The following is a 25,301-nucleotide window of genomic DNA, read 5'->3' as shown; positions in this document are numbered from 1 at the left end:
TGGCCTGTGTGGGCGCTGATAATCCTGTATCTGGGGATGGTATTTGGGGCTCTGGAATGGTCGCAAAGACAAACTAGACCACAAACACATCAAACGGATTCCCTGGCGCAACCAAGTTCGGGAAAGCCGTATCGGTAGCCGCTTTATTGAGCGGGCTATAGGCATACCAGGAGGATTGCCCGTATTGGTCAGGTGTCAGGGCGCAGTTCTGGGCGTGAATAATACCGATGTCTCCATCAGATAGAGCCGTGGTATTGAGCGAATAATTGCTAATACGCCCCCCAAAGAAATAGGAGTAAGCTCCGTCTACTAGCAGAGCTCCAATTGTTACTTTAATAGTCGGATCGTTCGGGCCGGGCGTGGGCACCGAGCCAACCAGCACGCTGTCTACAAAAAGGTCTATGGAACCAGAGGCGTTACGGCGGCGGGTCACATTGTAGGTCGCGCCCAGGGCCAGGGCTTTGCTTGCCGAGATAGCTCCCGCCCCATCATACGACCGCACTTGCAGATTCTGCCCCGACAGCAGCACAGAATATGCCCCCGATACGGCTCCGCCGGTGAGCTTGGCCTTGGTGGCGAACACAGTAAAGGCTTGGCTAACAGTATCCACCGTTAGGCGGAATGACTCCGTTTGTTCCGGAGCATTAAAGTTTTCCGAGTTGCGCAGCGTCACCCCGCGTTTCGTGCCGGTGGCGGCATTGGAGAGCGTTGTCGGGTCGTAGTCCATCGTGGAAGAGCTGGCGTAGGGAGTAACTGCCCCGTAGGTGCCACCTGAAGCTATAGCCAGAAACGCAGGGGCCATTAATTGCGCCTTATAGTCATTGCCAAGGGCCGTGAAGTGGATGCCGTCCGGCTGGAAATAGGCTTGGTCAGGTTGCGCCGGGTACACATACTTGCCTAGAATAGCATTCTGGTGCAAGTCCACGAGAGCCGAGGCGCCCCAATCATCCTTCCAGCCCGCCCGAATCAGCTTGTCCAGCTCAATGCGTTCCGCTTCAATTTCAGCAGCGGGACGCTCAAAGGTGTTATTGTTGAAGCTGGTGTGAGTGCGGGCTACAGTCTTGAATCCGGCTGCTTGTGCTGCCTTATGGTACTGCTTTAAACGGTCATAGGCCTGCGCTGCCGTGGCTCCTAGTCGGATATCATTAATGCCCCCGCCCACATCCAGGATGTGCATACCCGTGTAGGTGCTGGCATTATAGCGGCTAAGTATCTGGGATTGCTGGTCAGAGAGCATTTGCTGCACCGTCTGGCCATCTACGCCCGCGTTAAAGAAATCCCCAAAGTTTGCGCCTAGGCGCACTTTCAACCGTTCTGGGTAGCGTTCGGCAGCTAATACCTGGCTGGCCATTTCCAGGCTGTCACCATCAACCACCACTTGCGTGATAGTCGTGGTCACCGGGGCCGCATTCACGGTTATCTGTACCGTCGAGGTGCCCGTTCCGCCCTTGTTATCGGTAACGGTGAGCTTGAATTGATAGGTGCCCTGCACCAGCGCACCCGCCACAATCTGGGCCTGGGTAGAAGGCAAACCCGTAGCCTGATTGGGCCCGATGGTCTGTTCCCATAGATAGCCGGTGATGGTGCCATCGGCATCCGTGCCTACTCCATTAAGCACAAGGGAGTTGGTAGGCAACGTGATAGAGGTAGCACTCCCGGCATTGGCCACGGGCAGCACGTTGGCCGCGGGGGCGGTGACCGTGAAGTACAGCGTAGCCGTGCCCGCGTTGGTAGTACCGGTGATGTTGCCTGAGGTTGCCCCGGCGGGCACGGGTACTACAATCTGCGTAGCCGTGATGCTTGCGGGTGCTGCGGCCGTGCCATTGAAGGCGACGATGGCCCCGGTTAGGTTGGTACCTGTTAGGATTACCTGAGCACCGACCAGGCCACTGGCAGGCTGCGCCTGGGTAAGCGTAGGACCTGGCACTACCACCGGCCCAGTGAAGGCCGTAGCGTTGCTCACGAACTGCCCGGCTGGCCGGCCACCACTGGCCTTCACCCGTGCATGCACGGAGCCTACACTATGCGGCCCCGTGATGCCGGGATAGTAGATGCGCCCCCCCTGAGCGTAGATATTCTCCGGAGTTGAGAAGCCCGCGGCTACATCGGCTTTCTCCAACTCATAGTCCGCAGCTGAGGCATAGCCCGGCACGGCCAGGTGAGAGAAGATATTGCCCACGTCATCTACCTGCGCGCCCGTTGGCGTAGCGGGAATAGTAACGGCAACACCGTTGGCCACTTGCTGGAGCAGGTAGGCGTTCAAATCTGCCTGGGAGGTAAACTCGGGATGGGTGCCGAACTGGCCATCCGTGATAGTGGTAAAGCCGGCGGCCTGGGGTATCTCGCTTTTGAGGGCGAAGCTATCGGCCATGCCATCAAACAGGTTGATGACTGGTGAGCTACGGGTAACATTGGCGGGCCCGCCCTGGGTGACTTTGAATACCTGCCGTAAGGCTTGTTTGAATTGCGCGCGCGTCATGCAGCTGGCCTGTGATTAAATAGCGTGGAAGGTCACACCACCCCGACCGGGGCGGCGGCGGGTGCTGGCCCCGCAAGTGGTGGTAGGCACGGTGCCCCGGTAAGCGCGCAACGCCGCCTGCAACCGGCCCGCGTAGAGGTTGCGCTCGGCTTCTACATCGGCTTTGAGCTCAGCCCGGCGGGCACTGGTAACTGGCTGGTTATTGATGTCCTGCATGGTTTCCAGCCCGTTGGGCGTCACATGCGTACCGTGCCAGAGCATGAGGCGGCGGAAGGACTCGGTAACTAGCACCGGTTTGGCAAATCCGACCCAAAGCGCAGCCAGCGTAGGATTGTCCCAGGCCGAAGGCGGGGGCGTAGCCAGAAACTCTTCAGGGTCAAACTCGACACCTGGGAACTCTGTGGTACCATTACCGAGGTTGCTTTCAAATCCTTGCCATTCAGCCGCAGTAAAAAGCGGGCGCACGTCGAAGGTCTGGGCCTTGCGGATGTAGGGCTCTACCAGCTCAGGGGCCGTGTTGATGGACAGGGGCCAGAACTCGGGGAAGTCGGCTACGGTGATCAGGAGTATGCTCATGAGGCAGGCACGGGTTTGGGGGTGGTTTTCGGGCCTAGGCCTACCAGGGCACGGCGCTCATCTTCGGTTAGATCTTCCAGCACTTTGTTGGCCACCAAAGCATCGAGACCAGCCAAGGCCTGCAGCGTGCGCTCGGCTTCGGTAGACTGGGGTTTTTCTAGTTCTGGGTAGCCTCCGAACGCCCGTATCTCATCATCCGTCAGCTTCTCGGCAATGATCGGATCCAGATAGTCTACCGGGCTTAGGGGCTTTACTGTCCAATCAGTCAGCTCCGGAAACAGCTTGGCCAGCGGCGCAATGATTTCAGCCCGCTTCGGCTCTACCGTTAGGTTGAAGAGCTTGATGCTGTTGACAATCTGCTGATTGCTGCCCAGCATGCCGGGCTCCGCTACCCCGATTAGCACCGGTGGCACGCCCATGTGGCGACACACGGCCCCTGTAATGCGATTACGCATGTCGGTCAGGCCTTTAGAGTTGGGGCCCTTATCGATGAAGTTGATATCCGGAATTTCATCCTTCGTATCCACGGCCATCAGCATCACCGAGGAATCAGACTCGGAGCCTTTGAGCTGCTTTACCTGCGCCTTCACAGCTGCCAGGTCCGGCGATTCGATATCGGGGGCATCGTCTGCCATTTGGCCGGCTTCTGGCACAAATTCCGGATCGGCATAGGCCGCAAACTTGGACCCTACTACGGTCATCACTGCATCCGGAAAGAAGCCGTTGGCTGCCTGCTTCTTATCGAAGCGGGCCAGCGCGGCATCCGTTTCCAGATCTTCTTTGCCCGCGTAATAGCTGGGCACCGGGCACTGGGTACGGCCAGGCCGCGCCTCAAAGCTCCATACCAGGTGGCCCCAATAACCCGCCTCTGACTGAACAGCGGCTAGCACCTCTTCCGCAATCTCTTCCTCGCTAGCCAGCGGGTTATAAGGCAAATACACCCGGTTATCAGCAGCGGCACGTTTGCCCTCTGCTAAGCCATAGTTTACTACGTAGCGGCCTAGGCCACCTTTCTCCGGACGGGTACAATCCGCCGGCTCGACAAACACATCGCCCCGCTGCCCCCCATAGGTGAAGCGGCACACGATAGCAGCGCCGAAGCCCATGCCCGTGTAGTGCTTGGCTTCAGCTAAAATATCATTCAGCGTCTGCTCATCGTTGGCCCGCATGGTAGCGGTGGCCTTCGAGGCAAACCCTTTGCCGCCAATGAACTGGGCTATCCGAGTAGCACAGGCCTCTGCCGTGCCCGAGTCGTACACGATGCGCAAACACTCCTGAGGCAGGTTGTCATTAGCTCCCCAGGTGATGAGCTTAAGCTTTTCGCCACCGGCACCTACTGGGGCAGGTGGGGCATTGAGCACCGACGAGGGTGCACCAACTCTCAGCAGGGAAACGGTAGAAGAGCGGCGGCGCTTAGCCATCAGGAAGTTGTCAGAAGCAGTGGAGAGAAAAGAAAAAGGGCCGCTACTACAGGTAGCAGCAGCCCTTTTTGGCAGAGAGTCGGACTATTCTAGTCCTGCTTATCGAGTTCAGCCTGTTTGGCGTCGATAGCTTCGGTTAGCTGGGCAATGGTGAGCTTGTCATCAGCGTCTTCACCCAGTAGTTCTTTGTAGCGGGCCTGATAATCCGCTTTGGTTTTTGGCTTCGAATGTTCTGACTCCGCTTTCGGTGCTATTTTCTTCACGAAGGCATGCTTGAAGCCCTTCTCAATGAAGAATTCAGCCGCTTTATCGGTCAGGTTTTCGGAGGTTACCACACCATCAAACGCGTCATGCACGAATTGCTGTTCTTCATAGCCAGGGGCGAGGGTATAAGAAGAGTTTGACACTGTTTCTGGGTCTAAAAGGCGGAAGGATTGGCGTTGGTAGGCTTCAAGGATGCCCACATAGCCAGAAAAATTGCAGTTGGTGCAGCCCTGGGCACTGCCTCCCGTGATGAGGGAGTAGAGCTGGTGCAGATCGGCTACATTGTCGCGGGTGCGCCGCTTGGAGAAAGAGTAGCTAAGCCAGGTTTCTACCCGGCTTAGCAATTCCTCCGAGTATTCAGCCCGCATGCTTAGGCGGGCAGTACTACCAGCGCATCCAGGTAGGCACGCGAAGCGGCTAGCTGCGTAATACCACCGGAAATAGGGGCTTCAAAGAACATCGGGAACTTGGGCTCCTTACCAGTGAGCGTAGTTTTCATGAGCAGGTCATTGAGCTGCTTGAGATCCGACGTGATTTCCCGGACGGTCCCGGCAGCATAGCTGCTGGGACCGTGCACGAGTATCTGAGCGGTCTGCTCAATCTCGATTTCGTCGCCTACCAAGGGAATCACCGAGCCCATGCTGGCTGCCAGCGAAAGAATGCGGGTGCGGATCGGCAGGCCTAGCCCTTTCAGGTAGTTGTAGATTTCCATGCCGTGCAGCACGGAGCCGCCGTAGCAGACCCCGATTTCCAGGCAGATGCTATCTACTTCCAGGCCATCGTACTGGGCCCACTCCACCATCATGCGAACATCATCCGCATTGGTTGCCCATTCGAACTCATAGGTATCCCAGTTAAACTCGGAGGTACCGATGTATTCGCGGATAGGAATGAGGAGCTCAGGCATAGTGTGCAGACACCCATAGGGGGCGTGTGCAACAAACCTCGCGCAGGAACATGCGCCTAGCACAAAAGTGCCGGTAACTTCCCGGTAGAATCCCGGCACTTTCCCGGCACACTTGTATTCTACCCTATGGAATTAGCTCCTAAACCACTTGTTGTAAAGAAGCTGAAGGACTTGGCCCGCAAAGAAGGCGTATCGCTGAACGCCCTGCTGGTGCCGTTCCTCAATGACATTGCCGAAGGCCGGCTGGTACGTGTCTGTCATTATCCACCACCCCAGCAGCAGGGACGGTAAGGCAGTGCAATCACGGGCAACGAAACTTTTTATGACTCGTAGCAACGGAGATTGGCATAATGCGATCAATTTCTGGTACAGTAATTGGAAATGTGTGTTGGTGCATTTGTACATCTCCATTTACTAAACCCATTTCCTGTGAAAAACTTCATTCAAAAAATAGCTGGTGCTGCCTTCTTCGTAGGCCTCTCTTTAAGTGCCACTTCCCTTCAAGCACAAAACACGATTGGTGGCGCTGTTCAACAGGGCAACGGTGCCTATGTGCAAAAAGCTGAGAGAGGAGAATGCATGAGTAACGTCTTACTGGGTCTGCCCGGCGGCATCTCGTGCGTAGATATGACTCAGGAGAAGTTTATGGTGACCCCTTCAGGTAACTCAACGGCCGTTTGGACAGGCACTGTTCCCGCCGCCTCCCGGCCGGCGAAACGCTTGGTGTTTAACTCCACTTATCAGGAAACCGTCAATGGAGTGACCCGCAACTATAACACGGTGGCTGTTACGGAGCCATCAGGTGAGATCAAGCTGACGTTGACAGCCAAACCTAACGGTAAGGACAAGAAGGTGAAATCTAAATAGCACAGCCTTTATGTGATAAAAAAGCCCCGGCCTACACAGGTCGGGGCTTTTGCTTTTAGGAGTTGGCCATGCTGTCGGTAAACTCAGACCGGCTGAGTCCTTCCTTCACATCACTGATGCGGGCCACTACGGGCGTCTTTCGCAAGGCTGATGCCGTAGCAGCGCCCATGGCCTCGTAGTCGAAGCTCGCAGCGCCACCACTTACCGACTCCCTTACCAGTGCCGAGGTAACGCCACCCAAGGCCATGTGCTTGAACGGCGTAAACGTCTTGCCCACCAGGGGGCGCCCGCCGGCGGCCACGTTGATAGCCGATGCCGCTGCCAGCAGGTGCGGCACACGGCTCACCTTGGAGGTCAGGATAGGTTCACCAGGTTTTTTGTTTCTTGTGCCACTTAGGCCTATTCTTCGGCATCCTGCCCTTTCTTCAGCTCGGCATCCAGGAAATAGGCGCCGTGGCGTACGAGGTGCGTAGTGTCTGGGAGATTCTCCAGGAGTGTTACGGCTACATCACCGTTTTCACTGGTACCAGTTTTTACTTTGTAGCGGTGGTAGGAGTGGCCTACGGAGCCGGTTTTGGCGAAAATGTAGCTGAACTCACCGGCCTGGATTACGGCGTCTTCGGGGAGTGTGCGCTGGCGGGCACCAGCGGTCTGAATCTGCGCTGATACGTATTGGCCGGGCAGTACATCGTCGCGCTCCGGCTCTAAGTGGGCGTGTACGCTTACCGTGCGAGCGTCATCATTAAAGGCTTTGCCGACGAGGAATACGCGTGCCGTGAGGTCTTCGGCGGAGCCGCGGCTCGGTATTTTGAACAGGATGCGCTGTCCATTTTTCACGCGGGCGATATCGCGCTCAAACACCTTGAGCTCCAGATGCATATCGGAGCGGTCTACTATTTCTGCCAGTACATCCTGTGGGTTTACAAACTGGCCGGGGTTAATGCTCACCGTTTTCACGTAACCGCCAATAGGTGACACCAGCGGTACTGTAGGCGTAATTATGCCTCGGTCGAGTTGGGCCATGGAGATGCCCAGCATCCGCAGTTGCCCGGCAGTAGCGCGCAGATTGGCGGTTTCGGAGCTGAAGTCGCTCTGGGCCTGCTGGAGCTTACGCTTGGCGCCTACATCTTCCGCATCGAGGGTTTGCTGACGCTGCAGTTCCTGCTGCAGAAATTTTACGCGGGCTTTACTCTGCAGATATTCCTGCTGTAGCTTCAGGTAATCGGGGTGGCGCAGAATGGCTACCACGCCGCCGCGCCGCACCTGTTGGCCCGGCAGCACCGCCACCGACTGCACGTAGCCGCCCATCACGGCACTAATAGAGGCCCGGTTCTGGGGCGGCACATCAATGGTGCCGTTGGCCTGCACGTTGGTCGTCATGTTTTTCCAGGTGAAGGAGCCGGTTTCAATGCCCGCGGCCTGAGCTTGGGCCTGGCCTACGCTCACCTGATCGGGGTTGGAGGGGGCAGTTGGAGCTGCGGGCTCGGCGGCTTCCGTCTGGGCAGGTTTATCGTTGCCGCAGGCAGTCAGGAAGGTGGCCAGCAGCAGAATTGGGTAAAATTTCATGTGGAGGAAGAGCTTATTGAGCATCAGAGCCGATTAACGACTGAAGACTGAGTGCCAGATCATTGTACTGGCGAATTTGGTCGAGGTAGGCCTGTTGGATTTGCCAGGCCGGATCGGTGTTTACCACATATTCCACATACTCAATGTCGCCGGCGCGGAAGCTTTTTTCGGCTGTATTGAGGATGAGGCGAGCTTGGGGCAATGCGGTTTGCTCGTAATAAGCCAATGAAGTGCGGGCCCGAGTCAGTTGGCTTCGTAGGACACTCAGCTGGCCCTGGAGCTGGGCGGTGGCATATTGCAACTGCGCTTCGGCCGCTTGCTCGCCGATGCGGGCCGCCTGAATCCGGTTTTTCTGGGCGCCTCCTAGCAGCGGCACCGCTACGCCGGCCTGGGCCACCTGGAAGCCCCGTTCCTTATTGATAGTTTGGTTGAAATAGCCCACTCGCACATCCGGAAGGCGACGTAGCTGTTCTACCCGCGTTTGGCGGCGGCTCACTTCTATCTCCTGCTGCAGCAAGGCCAGTGTCGGGTTAGCTTCGGCGGAGAGGCCTAGCGTATCGGTGGGGGAGAGGGCCGCTATTGCATTGGCAGTAGTGTCGATGGCAGCCGACTGGCCTAGATTCAATAGGATGCCCAACTGCTGCTGCTGTACCTGAATATCGGTGAGCGTAAGGGCCAGCCGGTTTTGTAGCTCCCGCGAACGAGCTTCGGCCGAAACCTGCTCTAAGCGGTTGGTCTCGCCGGTTTGGTAGCGGATGCGGGCCGCCCGGGCGGCCCGCCGGTACAGGCTATCTTGCCGGCGCAGAAGGGCAGCCCGGCGGTAGCTCAGCAGCAACTCATAATAAGTCCCCTGGATGGTCCGGGTCAGGTCGCGGCGCTGCTGGCGGGTGCGCTGCTCCGCCGTGAGTACCTGGCCTTCCAGCAGCTTGCGCTGCGCTGCATAAAGCCCTGGTAAAGCGCTCTGCTGCACTATGTTCAGGCTATGGTCGCCGAGCGGACCGGAAATTTGGCCATACTGATAATCGACCACGGTGCGAGGCAAGTCGTAGCCGGTGCGGGTAAGGGCGCGTTGGCGCTCCACTTCCAGTGTGCCGGTTTGCACCAGCAAGCTCTGGCGTAGGCCAGTCTGGAGGGCTTGCTGCAGCGTGAGCGGGCCCGTCGGGACCGGGGCCACCGGTGGAGCCGGGGGCGGAAGCGTGCGGGGCGTGGTCTGGGCGGTGGCTAGGTGGCCTAGCAGCAGACTTGCCAGCAGGAGAAGGAAAGGATATCGTATCACTGAAAAAAGGCTTTGGATACAGCACGAGGCGTTTGCATCGCGCATGATTTGGCACTGTTCATTATCACACCCAAGAAGCCAGGCCAGAAAGAAGGTGCCTGGAAGCTGCCCTCGCTAGTGTTGTAAATCGTGATTTTCGAGTGCATCGGCTATGGCTTCCGGAGTGGCCTCGATGGGACTGGGCTCACCGTCTTTCGTGAAGAAGGTGTAGAGTACGGGGAGTACTATCAGGGTGAGCAGGGTAGCCGAAATGAGGCCGCCAATAACTACTGTGGCCAACGGCTTCTGTACTTCGGCCCCCGCGGAGTTGGAAAGAGCCATTGGTAGGAAGCCCAGCGAAGCTACGGCCGCTGTGAGGAGCACGGGCCGAAACCGCTCGGCGGTGGCACGTACTACCCGCTCCTGCACCTGCTGCACCCCGGCAATAGCCAGCTCGTTGAGGCTGGCCACCAGCACAATGCCATTGAGCACCGCCACGCCAAACAGCGCAATAAAGCCCACGCCCGCCGAGATGCTAAAGGGCATATCGCGCAGCCACAATGCCAGAATGCCACCAATAGCAGCCAGCGGAATGCCCGTGAAGATGAGGATAGCTTGCTTAACGGAGGAAAACGAGAAGTACAGCAGCACAAAAATCAGGAGGAGTGCCACCGGCACGGCCACTGCCAGGCGGGCTTTGGCTTGTTGCAGGTTCTCGAATTGCCCGCCGTATTGCAGCGTATAGCCATGAGGAAGCTGCAACTGAGCCTGGAGCTTCTGCTGAATTTCTTCCACCAAGCTCTCCACGTCGCGGTTACGAACGTTGACGCCGATGTTGATACGACGACGGGCATCATCGCGGGAAACCTGCATGGGCGCATTGCGGAAATCCACGGTGGCTACCTCTTCCAGGGGCACCTTCTGGCCATCGGGCAGGTCTACGTAGAGGCTACGTAGGTCATCAAGGCCACGTCGGTGGGCAGAGTCGAGGCGCACTACCAGGTCGTAGCGCCGCTCGCCTTCATAGACTTGTCCGGCAATATCGCCGGCGAAGGAAGCGCGCAACAGCGTGTTCAGCTCCGATACGCGTAGGCCATACTGCGCCAGTTTCTGGCGGTTGTAGGTCACGCGCAGCTGGGGCAGGGCCGCAATCTGCTCCACTTTCAGGTCGCCGACGCCCGCCAGCGGCCGGATCAGGTTGGCCGCTTCGTTGGCCTTCTCATACAACAGGCCTAGGTCGTCGCCATAAATCTTGATGCTGATATCGGACTTTACGCCCGAAATCAGCTCATTGAAGCGCATCTGGATGGGCTGCTGAAACTCCAGGTTCACGCCCGGAATGCCGGCCAGCGCTTCGCTCATTTTGCCGGCCAGCTCTTCCCGCGAGGAAGCCGAAGTCCATGTAGATTGATCTTTCAGGATTACAATCTGGTCGGAGTCTTCCAGGGACATCGGGTCGGTGGGAATTTCGGATGTGCCGATTTTGCCTACTATCTGCTCTATTTCGGGAAATTTCCGGAGCAGCACTTGCTGTACTTTGGTAGTGGTCGTAATGCTCTGGGCCAGAGACGAACCGGGCGCCAGCGTCACGTTAATGGCAAAGTCGCCTTCATCCAGTTGTGGGATAAACTCGCCGCCCATGCGCGTAAAAAGCCAGCCGGCCAGCACCAACAGGCCTACGGCTACGGCGGCTACTACTGCCCGCAGCTGCAGCGCCCGTTTGATCAGGGGCGCATAGCCGCGGTACAGAAACTGCATAATGCGGTAGGCCAGGGTGCCTTCTTCTTTCACATCCTTGCGCAGGACCCAGGCGGCTACAGCCGGTACGTAGGTCAGGCATAGCAGCATGGCGCCCAGAATGGCGAAGCTCACCGTGAGAGCCATGGGGCGGAACATCTTGCCCTCGATGCCGGTGAGAGCCAGAATGGGCAGGTACACGATGAGGATGATAAGCTGCCCGAACAACGCGGAGCGCATCATGCGGGTGGCGGCCGTTTCGGCTACCTGGTCCATGGTTTCGCCTTCGGCCCGCTCACGAAAGTGCACGAGGTGGAAAATCATGGCCTCAACAATAATTACGGCGCCATCCACAATCAGCCCGAAATCAAGAGCGCCCAGGCTCATTAGGTTGGCCGACACGCCGAAGGTGCGCATGAGGCCTAGCGCAAACAGCATGCACAGCGGAATCATGGAAGCCACCACCAGGCCCGCCCGGAAGTTGCCCAGCAGTAGCAGCAGTACCGCCACCACAATTACGCCGCCTTCAATCAGGTTTTTGGAAACCGTATGAATGGCCTTATCGATGAGCTTAGTGCGGTCGAGGAAGGGCTCTACCACGATGCCGGGAGGCAGGGCTTTCTGAATTTCCTGCACGCGCGCTTTCACGCCTTTAATGGTTTGCTCAGAGGAAGCCCCTTTCAGCATAAGCACAATGCCGCCCACCGTTTCGCCCTGGCCGTTGCGCGTCATGGCGCCGTAGCGCATGGCGTGCCCGAAGCGCACATCGGCTATATCGCGCACCAGCAGGGGCGACGTACCCACGCGCTTGACGACGATACTGCCAATATCCTGCAAAGATGCCGCGCGGCCCTCGCCCCGGATAAAGTAGGCGTTGGGGCCCCGTTCCAGGTAGCTGCCGCCGGTGTTGGCATTGTTGTCCTGCAGGGCCGTGTAGAGTTCCGTCATGCTGACGCCGGCAGCGTTCAGGCGCTCTGGGTCTACGCTTACCTCGTACTGGCGCACGTGGCCCCCAAAGCTGCTGACTTCCACTACGCCGGCCACTCCAGCCAGTTGGCGTTTCACAATCCAGTCCTGCACATCGCGCAGCTGATCGAGGGAGTATTTGTGCTCGTAGCCCGGTTTCAGATGCAGCGTGTACTGGAAAATCTCGCCTAGGCCAGTCGTGATCGGAGCCATGGTGGGGGTGCCAAGGTCGGCCCCTAGCTCTGCCTCGGCAGTCCGGAGCTTTTCGGCCACCAGCTGCCGGGTTTCGAGGGTGCTTACTTCGTCCTCAAACACTACCGTAACCACGGAGAGGCCAAAGCGGGAAGTAGACCGGATTTCCGTCACGCCCGGAATAGTGCGCAGTTGCAGCTCCAGGGGCACCGTGAGGAGCTGCTCTACCTCCTGCGCCGCCAGGGCAGGGCTTTGGGTGATAACCTGGACCTGATTGTTGGTAACATCAGGAATGGCATCGAGGGGCAGGTGCGCGGCAGAGTAGCCACCCCAGGCTACTAGCCCTACGAGCATGAGCACCACCAGCAGCTTATTCCGGATGCTAGCCGCTATAATTTTTGAAAGCATATCAGGAGAAGCAGAGCGTCTTCGTTGGCCTGAGTGGCCTAGCAGATAAGCCGCCGCCAATTTTGGGCAGCAGGCAGGAGAGCATAGCCCTCCGGAACCCGCCCGGCCGAAACGGAGTGCGCTAGTCAGGGCGCTACGCGAAGCCCCGGCAGAAAAGCCCGGAGCACAGCGCAAAAGTCCATGACAATGACGAAAACAAGAAGAGAATGTGGCATAGCCCTCTGAGAAGCGGGCTATCAGGACGCGTACAGCGGGCACACTACGCCCGGCAGCGTACGGCTGCTAAGCTCGGGGCGGCTGCAGCAGCGAGTTGCTGACGCTGAAGGCGTACAGCGGTCCTGCTTCGGCCCGGTACACGGTGGTAGGCCAGGCAAGGGCCGGCGCCGGAAAGGCTACGCGGCTGGTGGGCAGCACAAAGCTCACCATCACGCAATCGTGGTGGTGCTGATCCAGAGGCAGGCTGTGGTGGTCCTGGGCGTCGCGGGAGGTGTAGGGGTGCTGCCGGTGGTCGGTGCCGTGGGGGCCGTAGTGCAGCGCCAGAAACGCCAGCGGTGAAAGCTGACCCTGCGCCAAGGTGCGGTGGTAGCGGTAGTGCTCCAGCAGCTGCGGCAGCTTGCTGAGCTCCGTCAGATCGTTCTGCGGAACCAGGCCGCTTACGAGCATCAGCATTCCCAGAAGAAAGGCTACCACCTGTTTCATTGTGGCAAAGGTAACGCCCGACCGCAGGAAATGTTCAGCACTTGGGCCACCTGAGGGAAATTCAGAGCTTTTCTAAAAAGCGGAACTGGTAAGGACGTTGCTCCCTAGGCCAGTAGCAGAGCAAAATCAGCTTGACAAATAGGCCCAGGAGAGGAGGAAAGGAGCTATTGATTTCCGGCGTTGAGTTGGTGATTTACAGGTCCTGTAGCTCGGCTGTACCAGAGAAAAGTAAGCTGGACAACGCAGACCCGTCTTCTCACGTTTGCGGTGCATTGACCTCTTTGCCATGCGCTCCATGTTTCGTGTTTTACTAGTTTTTCTGCTGGCACTGCCGTTTTCTTCCTTCGGCTATTCCGTTCTCTCGCACCAAGCCAACATCGACTCTACCTGGAAGCGCTGCCTGATGCCGATGCTGCAGAAGCGCTACCCTGGTGCCACCGAAGAACAGCTGATCGAGGCCAAAAGCTACGCCTACGGTGGCTCCATCATTCAGGATATGGGGTTTTATCCGTTCGGCTCGGAGCTGTTCACCAACCTTACGCACTACGTCCGATCTGGTGATTTTGTGCGCAACCTGCTCAATGAGGCCCACAACCGCAACGAGTATGCCTTTGCGCTTGGCAGCCTTTCGCACTACACGGCCGATGTGGTAGGCCACCCCGAAGGCACTAATAAGGCAATGCCCTCCGTGTATCCGGAGCTGCAGCAGAAATTCGGCAACAACATTACCTACGAGGAGGCACCCATTCAGCACACGCAATTAGAGTTTGCTTTCGATGTGGTTCAACTAGCCGCCGGCCGCTACCGCACAGCCGATTATCAGCGCTTTATCGGGTTTCAGGTGAGCAAACCGGTGCTGGAGCGGGCGTTCCAGAAAACGTACGGCCTGGAGTTGGGGAAAGTAATCTTCAATGTCGATCTGGCTATCGGCTCTTTCCGCTTCGCGGTACGCTCGCTCATTCCCATTGCTAGTCGTGCTGCTTGGCAGTCGCAGAAAAAGGACATTCGGCGCCTAAGCCCGCGTGCCCGCCGTCGGGAATACGTATTTAAACAGAGTGAGCAGGAGTACCAGGAAATGTATGGCACCGATTATGAGACGCCCGGAACGGGGGCCCGCGTACTGTCCTACTTCGTGCGTGTATTACCCAAAATCGGCCCGCTAAAGCCTTTTGCTTTCAAATTGCCCACGCCCGAAGCCCAGAAGCTTTTTCTCGCAAGCTTCCTGGAGGTGCGCGACCAATACTGCAAATACGTAGAGAAAGAGCCCACCGATACGACTGTAGTATCAACGCAAGTATTGCCGAACACAGATTTCGATACGGGCCGCCCGACCGTTGTGGGCGAATATAAACTCACTGATGAAGCATACGGCGAACTGCTCCGTAAGCTGGCCGCCAACAAGTTTGAAGGCATCACGCCTCCCTTGCAGCAGAATATCATCTCCTTTTTTGGCCCGGCCCCAAAGGCTCCGGTAAATGAGGACGAAAAAAAGGCCAAGACCCGCGAAGAAACCCTGCAAGCCCTGGCGCAACTGCGGGAGCTTCGGCTGCAGTAAAACAGCGCTAACACTTCGCAAAAATCGTGTAGCAGAAAAAAGCCGAGCCCTCAGTTAACTGAGGGCTCGGCTTTTTAGTAATGACAGCACTAGTGGCTTAGTAAGCGCGGTGCGACTTGTAGGTACGATAAACCGGACGATGCAGACGGTTATGTCCTTTGATTTTGGCCCGTACGCTGGGCAGAAAGCGTGAGCCGATAGGCTTGGCAGTTGCTTCGGGAGTAGAAACAATGGCAGTGCTCATCACGAAAACGAGCAGCAGGAAAAAGCGGTAGAATGAAGTGGGCATGGCAACAGGTGAGGTAGGAGAGTACAAAGAATAGCTCGTGTGCCAGGTGCTCCGGATCAGCTCTAGCGCTTAAGGTTCCCAAACATACTCAGGCAGATGCCTGTAGTGCACATCTTCTCGATGATCTGTGCTAATTGCTCTCCAAATGGTGCTAGTTGCTTAACAAACGAAAAGCCCTGGCTACCAAACCAGGACTTTTCAGTTTATCAGCTAATGAGCGGATTTGGGCAGGCGACAGGCCACTAGCAGGCCTAGCGGGGCGTTCCATCCAGCACTAGGCCACTGCTAAGGCGGCGCAGCACAATTTCGGCCTGCTTGGCTTGGTAGCGGATATCCAGCAGGCGCACTTCGGCGTCGAGCTGGGTGCGCTGGGCTTCGCGCAGGGCCAGGGGCGTGAGCAGACCAAGCCGGTAGCGCTCCAGTGTGATGGCCACGTTTTCGCGGGCCAGCAGGATGTTGGCTTCTTCCAGCTCCAGCAACTGCAAACGGTTCTGGTACTGGGCGTAGGCCTGTTCGGCCTGGGCATCCAGCTGTAGTTGGGTCTGGTCGAGGGCTAGCTGGCTTTGCACTTCGGCAATGCGGGCATTTTGCTCCAGTCGGTTGCGGTTAAAGCCGTCGAATATCGGGATGGAAGCCGTGAGGCCATACGAGGGACCAAATACCCGGTTCACGTTGGAGCCCAGTACACTACCCGTGGCCGTGTTAATCAGGAAGGCATTGTTGATGTTGCGCGTCAGGCCGTAGCCGCCCGTCAGGCCGAGCTGTGGGAAACGGCTCGCCCGAATCAGGCGCCGGTCGTAGGTGGCAATTTCGGTGCCCAGGCGGGCCTGCTGCAGACGTGGGTTGTTCTGCTTCACGGCCGCCAGCACCTCATCATGGTTCAGTGTGGTAGCAACTACAATAGAATCGGCGGGCAGAAAGTCGATGCCGGGCGTGCGGCCCAGCAGCGTGTTCAGGTTGATCTTGGCGGTTTGCAGGGCTTCCTGCTGCTGAATCAGCAGAGAACGGTCGGCGTTGTAATCTACGCGGGCCGTGAGTACTTCCACTTTGGCCGATACGCCTACATCTACGCGGGCCTGCGTCAGATCGATGCGGGCCTGCCCGATTTTCAGCGCTTCCTCAATAGAAGTGATTTTGCCTGCCTCCCGCACCACCACAAAATAGGCATCGGTGATGTTGGCGGCGGTTTCTTCCACCGTCGCACGCGTGAGCTGCTGCTGACTTTGGTCGAGGGTTTTCAGCCGGTCATAGGCAATAAACATCCCAAGGCCATCGAAGATGGTCCAGGTACCGGCTACGTTGGCGTTGAGCGCATTGGCCCGGCCACCATTGATGACCACGGGTTTCGATTGCTCGCGCTGCTGGCGGGTGTTGTTGATGTTGAAGGTGCGGCTCGCGTTGCCGTTCACTACCGGCAACTGCCCGGCGTTGCCGCGCGTCACGTTGTTCTCCGCTACGCGCACATCCTGGCGGGCAAGACGAACATCGTAGTTGTTTTCCAGCCCGATACGGATGGCTTCCGCCAGCGTGAGGCGAGGCGCCGTCGGTACGGTTTCGGGTTTCTGCGTCTGGGGCTTTGCCTGGGGTTGCTGGGCCGGTTGTCGGGAGGGCAGAACGGGCTGCTGGGCGTAGGCGGCAAAGGGCGACGCCAGCAATAGCCAAACGGGAAGAGCAGAAAAGCGACGGAGCGAAAAACGCATTGAAAAACTATGCTAGATCTAAAGAACAGCTTCCTCGGTACAAGAAAACAGATAAGAGTGAGGAGTAGGGTGCAGTCTTCTAGACCTCTGATTTGTGGCCTAGAAGACTGCGGCGGAGTGGCCTAGGCCAGTACCGCTTTCTTTTCTTCCTCCTCTTTAGCGGGGTGCTTATGCTTTTTAGCGGTAGCGAAGTACGAGTACATCACGGGCACCACATACAGCGTAAGGGCGGTGGCAAAGAGCAGGCCGCCAACTACCCCAATACCCATGGCCCGCCGGCTAAGGGCGCCAGCGCCGGAAGCAACTGCAATGGGCAGAATACCCAGAATGGCGCAAAGCGAGGTCATAAGAATCGGGCGGAAGCGGGCAGTAGCCCCCTCAATCAGTCCGGTCATGTAGTCTTTCCCGTTCTCTACCTGCTGGTTGGCAAACTCCACAATGAGAATACCGTTTTTGGTAACCAGGCCTACGAGCATGATAATACCAATCTGAGAGAACAGGTTGAGCGTCTGGTTGAAGTACCACAAGCTCAGCAGCGCGCCCGACAGTGCCAGCGGCACCGTCACCATAATAATAACCGGGTCGCGGAAGCTTTCAAACTGCGCGGCCAGTACCAGGTAAATCAGTACCAGTGCCAGGCCAAAGGCAAACACCAACGATGAGGAACTCTCCTGGAAGTCGCGCGAGGCGCCGGATAGTTCGGTGGAGAACGTATCGTCAAGGTTTTTGTCGGCAATGGCCTGCATGGCCGCAATACCATCACCGAGGGTGCGGCCGGGAGCCAGAGAAGCGGAGAAGGTAGCCGAGTTGTAGCGGTTGAAGCGGTAGAGCTGGGGCGGCGTGCTGCTTTCCTCCAGTCGGATTACGTTATCGAGCTGGATAAGCTCGCCGTTGGCATTCTTCACCGAGAGCAAGCGCACGTCTAGGGGCTGGCTGCGGTCTTCGCGGGCTACCTGCCCGATAATCTGGTACTGTTTGCCTTCCCGGATGAAGTATCCGTAGCGCTGCCCGCTAAGGCCCGACTGCAGCGTCTGGCTGATGCTTTGCACCGAAACGCCCAGGCTTTGCGCCTTTTCCCGGTCAATATTTACGCGTAGCTCAGGCTTGTTGAACTTCAGGTTTACGTCCACAAACTGGAACGTGGGGTCCTGGCGGGCGGCATCCAAGAACTTGGGAACGGCCGTGCGCAGCTTATCAAAATCCTGGGTCTGAATAACAAACTGCACTGGTAGGCCACCGCCGCCACCGCCGATACTCTGGTCTTGCGAAACAGAAGTACGGGCCGCCGTCAGCTTTTTTACTCCGGCGCTTAGCTTGTCGGCTATCACCGGCTGTTCCAGGGGACGCTTATCCGCATCCAGGAGCAGCACACGGGCCGTACCGGAGTTGGAGCCACCGCCAAAGCCCGGCGACGTCACGGCAAACACACTGCTCAGGTTTTTGGGACCGGCACTATCCATCGCCAGTTTGGTAAGATCAGCCATATAGGCATCCATAAACTCAAAGGAAGCACCTTCCGGGCCAGTGGCGTTGATATTCACGCGGCTACGGTCTTCCACAGGCGCCAACTCCGAGGGAATGGTCTTCATGAAGAACCAGATGCCTACTCCCGTGCCTACCACCACCACCCAGGCCAGCCAGCGGTTGCGCAGGAAGGTTTCCAGGCTGTCCTGGTAAGCGCTAATCATCTTCACGAAGAAGGGTTCTGTTTTGCGGTAGAACCAGTTGTGCTTTTCCTCCCGCTTGAGCAGCACGCTGCACATCATGGGCGTCAGGGTCAGGGATACGAAGGCCGAAATCAAGACAGAGCCGGCTACTACAATACCAAACTCCCGGAACAGACGACCGGTGATACCCGTCAGGAAAACCACCGGCAGGAACACCGCCGCCAGTACAATAGTGGTACTAATAACGGCCATCAGAATCTCTTCCGAGCCTTTGATAGCCGCCGTTTTGGGGTCCTCGCCTTCTTCAATCCGAGAGTAAATATTCTCCAGTACCACAATAGCGTCGTCCACCACCAGGCCAATAGCTAGCACAATAGCCAGCAGCGTGAGCACATTGATGGAGAAGTCCATCAGGTACATCACGAAGAAGATACCCACCAACGACACCGGAATAGCTACTACCGGAATAATGGTAGAACGCCAGTCGCGCAGGAACAGGAAGATGATGATAACCACGAGCACAAAGGCCTCAATGATGGTATGCTCTACCTCATTGATGGATTTGCGGATAAAGACCGAGTTATCGAAACCGGGCTTTAGCACCAAGTCTTTCGGAAGGTCTTTGCCGTAGAGTTCGATGCGCTTGTTGAACTCGTCGGCAATGTCAATCTGGTTGGAGCCCGGCTGCGGAATTACCGCTAGGCCTACCATGGGCACGCCGTTCACCTTGAAGATGGTCTGGTCGTTTTCGGGGTAAAGCTCCGCGTAGCCGATGTCAGACAGCCGGACCAGAGACGACTCATCCTGACGAATAATCAGGTTATTAAAGTCTTCGATAGTTGTCAGGCGGCCCATGGTGCGTAGGGTAAGCTGGGTGGCTTCTCCTTGCACGGCCCCACTGGGCAGCTCTACGTTCTCCCGGGTCAGGGCGGCCTGCACATCTACCGGCGACACGCCTAGGGCAGATAGTTTCACGGGGTCTAGCCAAAGGCGCATGGAGTACTTCCGCTCGCCATATACCCGAATCTCCGAAACACCCGGAATAGTCTGGAGGCGCTCCTTAAGGGTATTGTTGGCGTAGTCCGTCAGCTCCAGCAGGTTGCGCCGGTCGCTGCTCAGGTAGGTCATCACAATCGGCTGCGAGTCCGCGTTGGCCTTGCTCACTACCGGTGGGTCAATGTCGCGCGGGAGGCGGCCTTGCGCCCCCGAAACCTTGTCGCGCACGTCGTTGGCGGCCGTTTCCAGGTCGGCGTCGAGGTCAAACTCAACCGTAATCTGCGTGCGGCCGTCGCGGCTGTTCGAGGTCAGGTTCTTGATGCCCTGGATACCGTTCAGGGCTTCTTCCAGCGGCTCCGTTACCTGTCCCTGCATTACATCGGCGGAGGCGCCGGTATAGCTGGCCGATACGGTAATGATGGGCGGGTCAACGCTCGGATATTCCCGAATGCTTAGGTAACGAAACCCAATCACCCCGAAAATCACGATGACCAGGCTCATCACAATGGCAAGCACTGGCCGATTTATACTGGTGGAGGATAAGCTCATACGTCAAATGCACACAGAGTCTCGCACTAAAAAACGGGATGGTTAGCAGAGAGAGAAACAGCTGCTGCGAGACGCCGCGCCGTATTCTGCCAGCCATCTTGCTATTGCTTTACTTAACGATTTTCACTGCGTCCCCGGGCTTCACCTGCAGAATACCGGTCCGTAGAACGGTATCACCCACGGCTAGGCCATCCGTAATCTGAATCAGCTTCGCCGAGCGAACCCCAATCTTCACTTTCTTCGGTACCATCTTGCCACTTTTCACGGTGTACACGCTGTAGCCGGCGGCCTCTGGTATTACTGATTCCGTAGGCACCTGTAAGGCATCCGTCGATTCTCCCAACTGCAGGTTCACCTTCACGAAGGCACCGGGGCGTAGCTCATTGTTGGTATTGGCGTAGCGGGCCCGCACCGTTTGGGTCCGGCTTACCGGGTCAATCTGCGGGTCAAGAGCATATACATTCGCCTGAAACTTCTTGTTGGAAGCCTCATCGGTGATGGTAATCTGGTCGTTGGTCTTTACCAGATTGGCAAAGCGGCTGGGAACCGTAAAGCTGATTTTCACTGGCTTTACTTTGGACAGCGTAGTGATTTCAGCCCCCGGGCTCACGTAGGTGCCCACAGTAGCGGTGGTTAGGCCCAGCACACCATCGAAAGGAGCCCGCACGTAGGCTTTGGCCAAAGAAGCGCGCAAGGTCTGCAAATCGGCTTGGGCCGTGAGCAGTTGGTTGTTGGCCTGCTCGTACTCCTGGGCACTGATGTACTCCTTGTCCAGCAGAGTACGCTGGCGACGCTCCTGGTCGCGGAAAAGCTTGATGTTGTACTCCTGCTTGCGCAGGTTCGACTGTATCTCGTCGGCGTTGATGGAAAACAGCAGTTGCCCTTTCCGCACCGGCTGGCCTTCCCGGATATTGAGGTTGGTAATCTTGCCCGAGATTTCGCTCTTGATGACTACCGATTCTTCGGCCAGAATGGAGCCGGTGGCCGCCACTTGATCCGAGAGGTTGGTGGCCTTCACCACATACACCTGTACCGGCAGTTTCTGGCCACCTCCTGCGCCGCCCTTTGCACCAGCTGCGCCCGGGCCTCCTTTGCCACCGCCGGCTGCCCCTTTGCCGCCGCCACCTTTCTCCGCGCTTTGGGAAGGGAAATACTTCATCTTAATGAAAACCAGGGCCGCTAATACGGCCAGGGTAATAATTAGCCAAAGTATCCGCCGACCAGCACCACCGGAGCGAGGTGTATCCATTTCGGTAGTAGCTAGTTGTGGTTCGCGTTCTTGGGTTTGCATGAAATAAGGGGGTGGGTCCCAACTTGATAAAATCGTCTGGAATCAGACAGGCAAAAGAGACAACGCGAACCGCAGGTTTTGGGTTTGCTTTTATCCGAAGCAGGAAGACTGCAACCTAGTTAAGACACAGAAAAGGCCTGAGGGTTTAGCCTGCACCTGAGGGTTTAGCCTGCAATGGGGGTAAGACACAAAAAAAGCCTGCAGGTTGCAGGCTCCTTTTGTTGAAAACAGGCCTAGGCCTATAGTGCTTTCTGGTTAATTGAGCTTTTAGCTAGGTCGTTAAGCTTGGTGTCGGTGCTTTGCTCTTCGGCCAGCGTTTGCCGGAGCAGGGTGGCGGCCTGGGCATGACCGGTGCGCTCAGCATAATGCGCTGCCGTGCCGTAGCCGGCTATTTCGTAGTGCTCTACCCGCTGGGCTGAGGCAATCAGGCCGGCGTCTTTCACCTCGGCCGTGGCATCCTCATGAATCATGTCTTTGCCTTCTTTCAGCAGCCCTTCCATGGCTTTGCAGGTGTGCCCATCCAGGTCCAGATTCAGCTCGCGGCCAATCTGCTCCAGGCGGGCTACCTGGTTCTTCGTTTCCTGCAAATGGGTCTGAAAGGCTTGCTTCAGGCGGGCATCCTGCGCAGCATCGGCCATATCCGGCAAGGCCTTCACCAACTGGTTTTCGGCGCTGTATAGGTCGCGTAGTTGCTCGTGCAGCAGGTCGTCGAGGGTCGTAAGCTTATCCGAGAAGATTCCCATAATCGTAGCGTGTACAGAAAGGTGAGTGGAAAATATACTCCCTGTCCGTACGCTGCCCGGCGGCGGTGGTTATGGTCGGGCTTGCGTGCAGATGAGCCGATAACTGTATTTTGCGCGTCTCAAACGATGCTTACTGCCCATGAAAACTCTCGCTGACCCCTCCGGAACGCAACGTAATTTCTTTCAGGATGTGCACGAGGTGGTGCGTCTTATTCCGGCGGGCCGTGTGAGTACGTACGGAGCTATTGCGCACTACCTGGGGGCTAGGCACGGAGCCCGTATGGTGGGCTACGCCCTGATAGCCGCCGCTCCCTCGCTAGGCCTGGAGCAAGTGCCGGCCCAGCGCGTGGTAAACCGCAACGGGCTACTAACCGGCCGCCACCATTTTGCCACGCCCACCGCCATGCAGGAGGCCCTGGAAGCCGAAGGCGTGCGCGTGCAGGACGACCAGGTGGTGGAATTCAAGAAGCTTTTCTGGGACCCCACCACAGAATTGATGTAGCCAGACTGGCCTAGAACAGAAAAAGCCGCTCCTACTGGAGCGGCTTTTTCTTGTAACGGAAGCTTCTTGCTTCCGGTGCGTTGTAAGTGGCCTAGAACCGCGCCGAAATGATGCGCGAAGCGGGAGTATCCTGGCCTAGCACGCTCAGAATAGCGCGGTGTACTTCCTCGGGGCTGGCGTTTTTGAGCAGGTAGCCGTGGGCGCCTTCGGCGCGCAGGCTGTCAATAAGCTCGGGCTCATCGTGCATGGAGATGATGATGGTACGCACCTGCGGATATTGCACCCGCAACAGGCGCACGGTCTGGAGACCATCGAGCACGGGCATTTGCAGGTCCATGAGTACCACGTCGGGCACGAGGCCCTGGTCGAGGCGTTCGAGGGCCTCCTGGCCGTCGCCGGCCTCGAAGAGAACCTCCATATTAGGAAAGCCGCTAATGAGGGCACTCAAGCCTTTGCGAAACAGGATGTGGTCGTCAACTACGGCCAGATGAATCATAGGTGTGCTCATGCAAAGGTGAGGGTAGAGGGCTGGTTGGTAGCAATAACTGGAATAGGCAACGTAATCCATACGCGGCTCCCTTCCCCGGCAGCCGACTCATGGCGCAGGGTTCCGCGTAGTACGGCTACGCGACTGCGTAGGTTGGTGAGCCCCAGGCCCATGCGTACGCCGGGTGCAGGTTGGTTTTCCGTAATGGTGGGGTCGAAACCGATACCATTGTCGGTGTAGGCAATGGCCAGGCTATCGACCCCGAAATCTACTTTTATCTCAATGAGGGCCGCGTGGGCGTGGCGTAGGCCGTTGCCGAGCAGCTCCTGCACCACGCGGTACACAATCAACTCGTACTTCGGGTCGAGGCGGCGCGGATTGCCCAGTTGGTCGAGCACGACGTGGGTGGGGCCGTCGGCAGGCATAGTGCGGGCCAGCGCATCCAGCGCGAAGGGCAACCCAAATTTCTGGAGCGCCGCTGGCAGCAGGTTGCGCGAAATACGACGCACTTCCCCAATGGCCTGGTCGAGCAGGGCCGAGGCTTCTTGGGTTAGCTCGGGCTGGGCCAGAATATTCAGGTGCAGCTTCACAATGGCCAGGGTGGTGCCCACGCCATCATGCAGATCACCGGCTATGCGGCGGCGTTCTTCTTCTTGGGCTAGCAGAGCGGCCTCTAGGGCCTGCTGCTGAGCAACTTCCTGTAAGGCCTGGAACTCTTGCTGTTGCTGTAGAAGGCGCCGTTGGTAGCGCACAACAAAGCCCACGATGCCCAAGGCCAGCAGCAGCAGGATGGGCGTAACGAGAACCAACGGAATAAGCGCGTCGGGCATTGATAGTAGGCAGCAACCGATAAAAAATATTCAGATTCCCAAGATACAGGGTTTTATCCGACTAAGTGCGCGGGCAACACCCGATACTGCGGCGGCTCCGTGGGCGGCCGCCATCCCAGCCGAAACCGCAGCCACTTCGGCAGCGCCTTGCGCGGGGTGATGTGGGTGGGGAGAACGATTAGCATTTTTACCATCAGAGTAATCTGGACTAACCTGACGATAGGATAAGGACTTGCCGCAAATATTTGAAAACTTTTGCTTGGCATAAATATCCCTTTGAATATCTCATACCTTGGCAAATCTTGAAACAAAATAGCAGTTGTCGAACAGCTGTAGTATAGAAATGCAAATAAGGAAAACAGCAGGGTTGCTTCCCGGTCATTGCTTCCTGACTTAAACGAAAAAATCTGCATTATGTAGCTGATGGATAATATCACTACAAAGCCGTTGCCAAAAATTCTGCTTATCGTATTTAAGTCTTTGGTAAAATGATCGATGGTCAATCCGCTTACAAGCCATATTGCCAGGAATACTATCCACACAGCCATAATTGGTTTCTTCTTATCGGCGGGGAATATTCTGATATAGGTAAAAATGATGAATGTAATGTCAAATAGAGTCGAAAAATGAAAAACCGGAACATTGTTTCGAAAGTAGGATTTGCCCACTCTGTCACAAAGGGCTAGAAATACATCTGCTCCTATATAATAGGGTATCAACCCAAGTTCTAAGGGAAAGGCTGGCTTACGATACAGCATAATACCCAAGGGAATCATGGTTAACAAGGCGGTAGACCTAGTTAACAGCGAAGCAACAGACTCGAACCAGCCACCCATTTGGTCCTAGTTAAGCGGACTTGTAGGGTCGCAGTTGTCTGGGCATTTAGCAGATCCATCCCCTACAATGCCATCCATACCTTGCACTGAGCCATCTGCTTGCGTGCGCGGTACGATATCATGTCCATCCTTGTCAACACCCACTACAATAAGCTGATAGTTGTCTTTGGATTTGTCGCCATTGAGGTCTTTTTCAAGGCCCATATAGAAGCGTAGGCCTACGCAATGCTCCTGTTGCTGAACCGTATTCAGGAATTCATTACCAAAGTAGTAGGCCTTAATGCGTTTGGAACCGGCTTGTTCCTCCGCCGTGAGCGGTTGGTCGCGGTAGTTGGCAGTCCACTGCTCGGCAGTAGTAGCCGGAATGGGGCTGCCCGCATTGGGGTCGAAGCCAGGAACTGGGTCGTTGGGGAGCATGCGGAGGTAATAGAGGGCAATAGACGGTAGATGAACGGCATAGCCGCAACGTCCTACCAAATATAGGCGGTCTACAGGCTGTGAAATGCGTGCCTACATAAT

Annotated in this window: 23 protein-coding genes; 4 read left to right on the top strand and 19 right to left on the bottom strand. The window is 57.0% G+C overall.

Going from position 1 to position 25,301, the window contains the following annotated elements; translation table 11 throughout:
* Nucleotides 1-73: 73 nt before the first annotated feature.
* From CFT68_RS09435 to CFT68_RS09415, 5 genes are all read right to left on the bottom strand, one after another.
* Nucleotides 74-2,479, bottom strand: coding sequence for a PKD domain-containing protein (locus tag CFT68_RS09435; RefSeq protein WP_088843185.1), 2,406 nt, complete (start codon nt 2,477-2,479; stop codon nt 74-76).
* A 15-nt stretch (nt 2,480-2,494) separates the two neighbouring features.
* Complete coding sequence (locus CFT68_RS09430; protein ID WP_088843184.1) at nt 2,495-3,055, bottom strand: DUF6712 family protein; 561 nt, start codon at nt 3,053-3,055, stop codon at nt 2,495-2,497.
* Nucleotides 3,052-4,476: a hypothetical protein gene (locus CFT68_RS09425; RefSeq protein ID WP_088843183.1), complete on the bottom strand. Its 1,425-nt coding sequence runs from the start codon at nt 4,474-4,476 to the stop codon at nt 3,052-3,054. The genes CFT68_RS09430 and CFT68_RS09425 overlap by 4 nt, the downstream gene beginning before the upstream one ends.
* 89 nt (nt 4,477-4,565) lie before the next feature.
* Nucleotides 4,566-5,108 (bottom strand): hypothetical protein, encoded by a 543-nt coding sequence (locus tag CFT68_RS09420; RefSeq protein WP_088843182.1) that lies wholly within the window; start codon nt 5,106-5,108, stop codon nt 4,566-4,568.
* Between the two features lie 2 nt (nt 5,109-5,110).
* On the bottom strand, nt 5,111-5,647 hold the full coding sequence (locus tag CFT68_RS09415; protein WP_088843181.1) for an ATP-dependent Clp protease proteolytic subunit: 537 nt from the start codon (nt 5,645-5,647) through the stop codon (nt 5,111-5,113).
* Between the two features lie 126 nt (nt 5,648-5,773).
* Between CFT68_RS09415 and CFT68_RS21800 the strand changes: the two genes are divergently transcribed.
* Complete coding sequence (locus CFT68_RS21800) at nt 5,774-5,938, top strand: hypothetical protein (RefSeq protein WP_170934749.1); 165 nt, start codon at nt 5,774-5,776, stop codon at nt 5,936-5,938.
* Between the two features lie 138 nt (nt 5,939-6,076).
* Nucleotides 6,077-6,514 carry a hypothetical protein gene (locus CFT68_RS09405; RefSeq protein WP_088843179.1) on the top strand — a complete coding sequence of 146 codons (438 nt, stop codon included), beginning with the start codon at nt 6,077-6,079 and terminating at the stop codon, nt 6,512-6,514.
* Between the two features lie 55 nt (nt 6,515-6,569).
* Here the strand turns inward: CFT68_RS09405 and CFT68_RS09400 are convergent, their stop codons facing one another.
* From CFT68_RS09400 to CFT68_RS09380, 5 genes are all read right to left on the bottom strand, one after another.
* Nucleotides 6,570-6,860: a hypothetical protein gene (locus CFT68_RS09400; RefSeq protein ID WP_088843178.1), complete on the bottom strand. Its 291-nt coding sequence runs from the start codon at nt 6,858-6,860 to the stop codon at nt 6,570-6,572.
* A 53-nt stretch (nt 6,861-6,913) separates the two neighbouring features.
* Nucleotides 6,914-8,080, bottom strand: coding sequence for an efflux RND transporter periplasmic adaptor subunit (locus CFT68_RS09395; RefSeq protein ID WP_170934748.1), 1,167 nt, complete (start codon nt 8,078-8,080; stop codon nt 6,914-6,916).
* Between the two features lie 13 nt (nt 8,081-8,093).
* Nucleotides 8,094-9,356 carry a TolC family protein gene (locus CFT68_RS09390; protein ID WP_170934747.1) on the bottom strand — a complete coding sequence of 421 codons (1,263 nt, stop codon included), beginning with the start codon at nt 9,354-9,356 and terminating at the stop codon, nt 8,094-8,096.
* 114 nt (nt 9,357-9,470) lie between these two features.
* Entirely contained in the window at nt 9,471-12,638 is a 3,168-nt protein-coding gene (locus CFT68_RS09385; protein ID WP_088843175.1) for an efflux RND transporter permease subunit, read from the bottom strand.
* A gap of 282 nt (nt 12,639-12,920) precedes the next feature.
* Nucleotides 12,921-13,337: a hypothetical protein gene (locus CFT68_RS09380; protein ID WP_088843174.1), complete on the bottom strand. Its 417-nt coding sequence runs from the start codon at nt 13,335-13,337 to the stop codon at nt 12,921-12,923.
* 295 nt (nt 13,338-13,632) lie between these two features.
* Between CFT68_RS09380 and CFT68_RS09375 the strand changes: the two genes are divergently transcribed.
* Nucleotides 13,633-14,892 carry a zinc dependent phospholipase C family protein gene (locus tag CFT68_RS09375; protein ID WP_245815323.1) on the top strand — a complete coding sequence of 420 codons (1,260 nt, stop codon included), beginning with the start codon at nt 13,633-13,635 and terminating at the stop codon, nt 14,890-14,892.
* A gap of 97 nt (nt 14,893-14,989) precedes the next feature.
* On the opposite strand, the gene CFT68_RS09370 is transcribed toward CFT68_RS09375, so the two are convergent.
* From CFT68_RS09370 to CFT68_RS09350, 5 genes are all read right to left on the bottom strand, one after another.
* Complete coding sequence (locus CFT68_RS09370) at nt 14,990-15,181, bottom strand: hypothetical protein (protein WP_088843173.1); 192 nt, start codon at nt 15,179-15,181, stop codon at nt 14,990-14,992.
* A 251-nt stretch (nt 15,182-15,432) separates the two neighbouring features.
* Complete coding sequence (locus CFT68_RS09365; RefSeq protein ID WP_088843172.1) at nt 15,433-16,881, bottom strand: TolC family protein; 1,449 nt, start codon at nt 16,879-16,881, stop codon at nt 15,433-15,435.
* Nucleotides 16,882-17,003: 122 nt separating this feature from the next.
* Nucleotides 17,004-20,093 (bottom strand): efflux RND transporter permease subunit, encoded by a 3,090-nt coding sequence (locus tag CFT68_RS09360; protein ID WP_088843171.1) that lies wholly within the window; start codon nt 20,091-20,093, stop codon nt 17,004-17,006.
* Between the two features lie 109 nt (nt 20,094-20,202).
* Entirely contained in the window at nt 20,203-21,384 is a 1,182-nt protein-coding gene (locus CFT68_RS09355; RefSeq protein ID WP_088843170.1) for an efflux RND transporter periplasmic adaptor subunit, read from the bottom strand.
* A gap of 239 nt (nt 21,385-21,623) precedes the next feature.
* Nucleotides 21,624-22,127, bottom strand: a complete 504-nt coding sequence (locus CFT68_RS09350; protein WP_088843169.1) for a YciE/YciF ferroxidase family protein — start codon at nt 22,125-22,127, stop codon at nt 21,624-21,626.
* 139 nt (nt 22,128-22,266) lie between these two features.
* Between CFT68_RS09350 and CFT68_RS09345 the strand changes: the two genes are divergently transcribed.
* Entirely contained in the window at nt 22,267-22,629 is a 363-nt protein-coding gene (locus tag CFT68_RS09345; protein ID WP_088843168.1) for an MGMT family protein, read from the top strand.
* A gap of 91 nt (nt 22,630-22,720) precedes the next feature.
* Here CFT68_RS09345 and CFT68_RS09340 read toward each other — a convergent pair whose 3' ends face one another.
* Genes CFT68_RS09340 through CFT68_RS09325 form a run of 4 tightly spaced genes read right to left on the bottom strand, consistent with a single transcriptional unit; the run spans nt 22,721 to nt 25,199 of the window.
* On the bottom strand, nt 22,721-23,137 hold the full coding sequence (locus tag CFT68_RS09340) for a response regulator (protein ID WP_170934746.1): 417 nt from the start codon (nt 23,135-23,137) through the stop codon (nt 22,721-22,723).
* A complete protein-coding gene (locus CFT68_RS09335) occupies nt 23,134-23,946 on the bottom strand; it encodes a sensor histidine kinase (protein ID WP_088843166.1) in 813 nt (270 codons plus the stop codon). The genes CFT68_RS09340 and CFT68_RS09335 overlap by 4 nt, the downstream gene beginning before the upstream one ends.
* Nucleotides 23,947-23,999: 53 nt before the next feature.
* Complete coding sequence (locus CFT68_RS09330) at nt 24,000-24,782, bottom strand: hypothetical protein (protein WP_088843165.1); 783 nt, start codon at nt 24,780-24,782, stop codon at nt 24,000-24,002.
* A 6-nt stretch (nt 24,783-24,788) separates the two neighbouring features.
* Nucleotides 24,789-25,199: a hypothetical protein gene (locus CFT68_RS09325; RefSeq protein ID WP_088843164.1), complete on the bottom strand. Its 411-nt coding sequence runs from the start codon at nt 25,197-25,199 to the stop codon at nt 24,789-24,791.
* Between the last annotated feature and the right edge of the window lie 102 nt (nt 25,200-25,301).

Source organism: Hymenobacter gelipurpurascens, assembly GCF_900187375.1.
Classification (GTDB): Bacteria; Bacteroidota; Bacteroidia; order Cytophagales; family Hymenobacteraceae; genus Hymenobacter; species Hymenobacter gelipurpurascens.
Note: the sequence above shows the minus strand (reverse complement) of the source record. Positions and strands in the feature narration are given on the sequence as shown.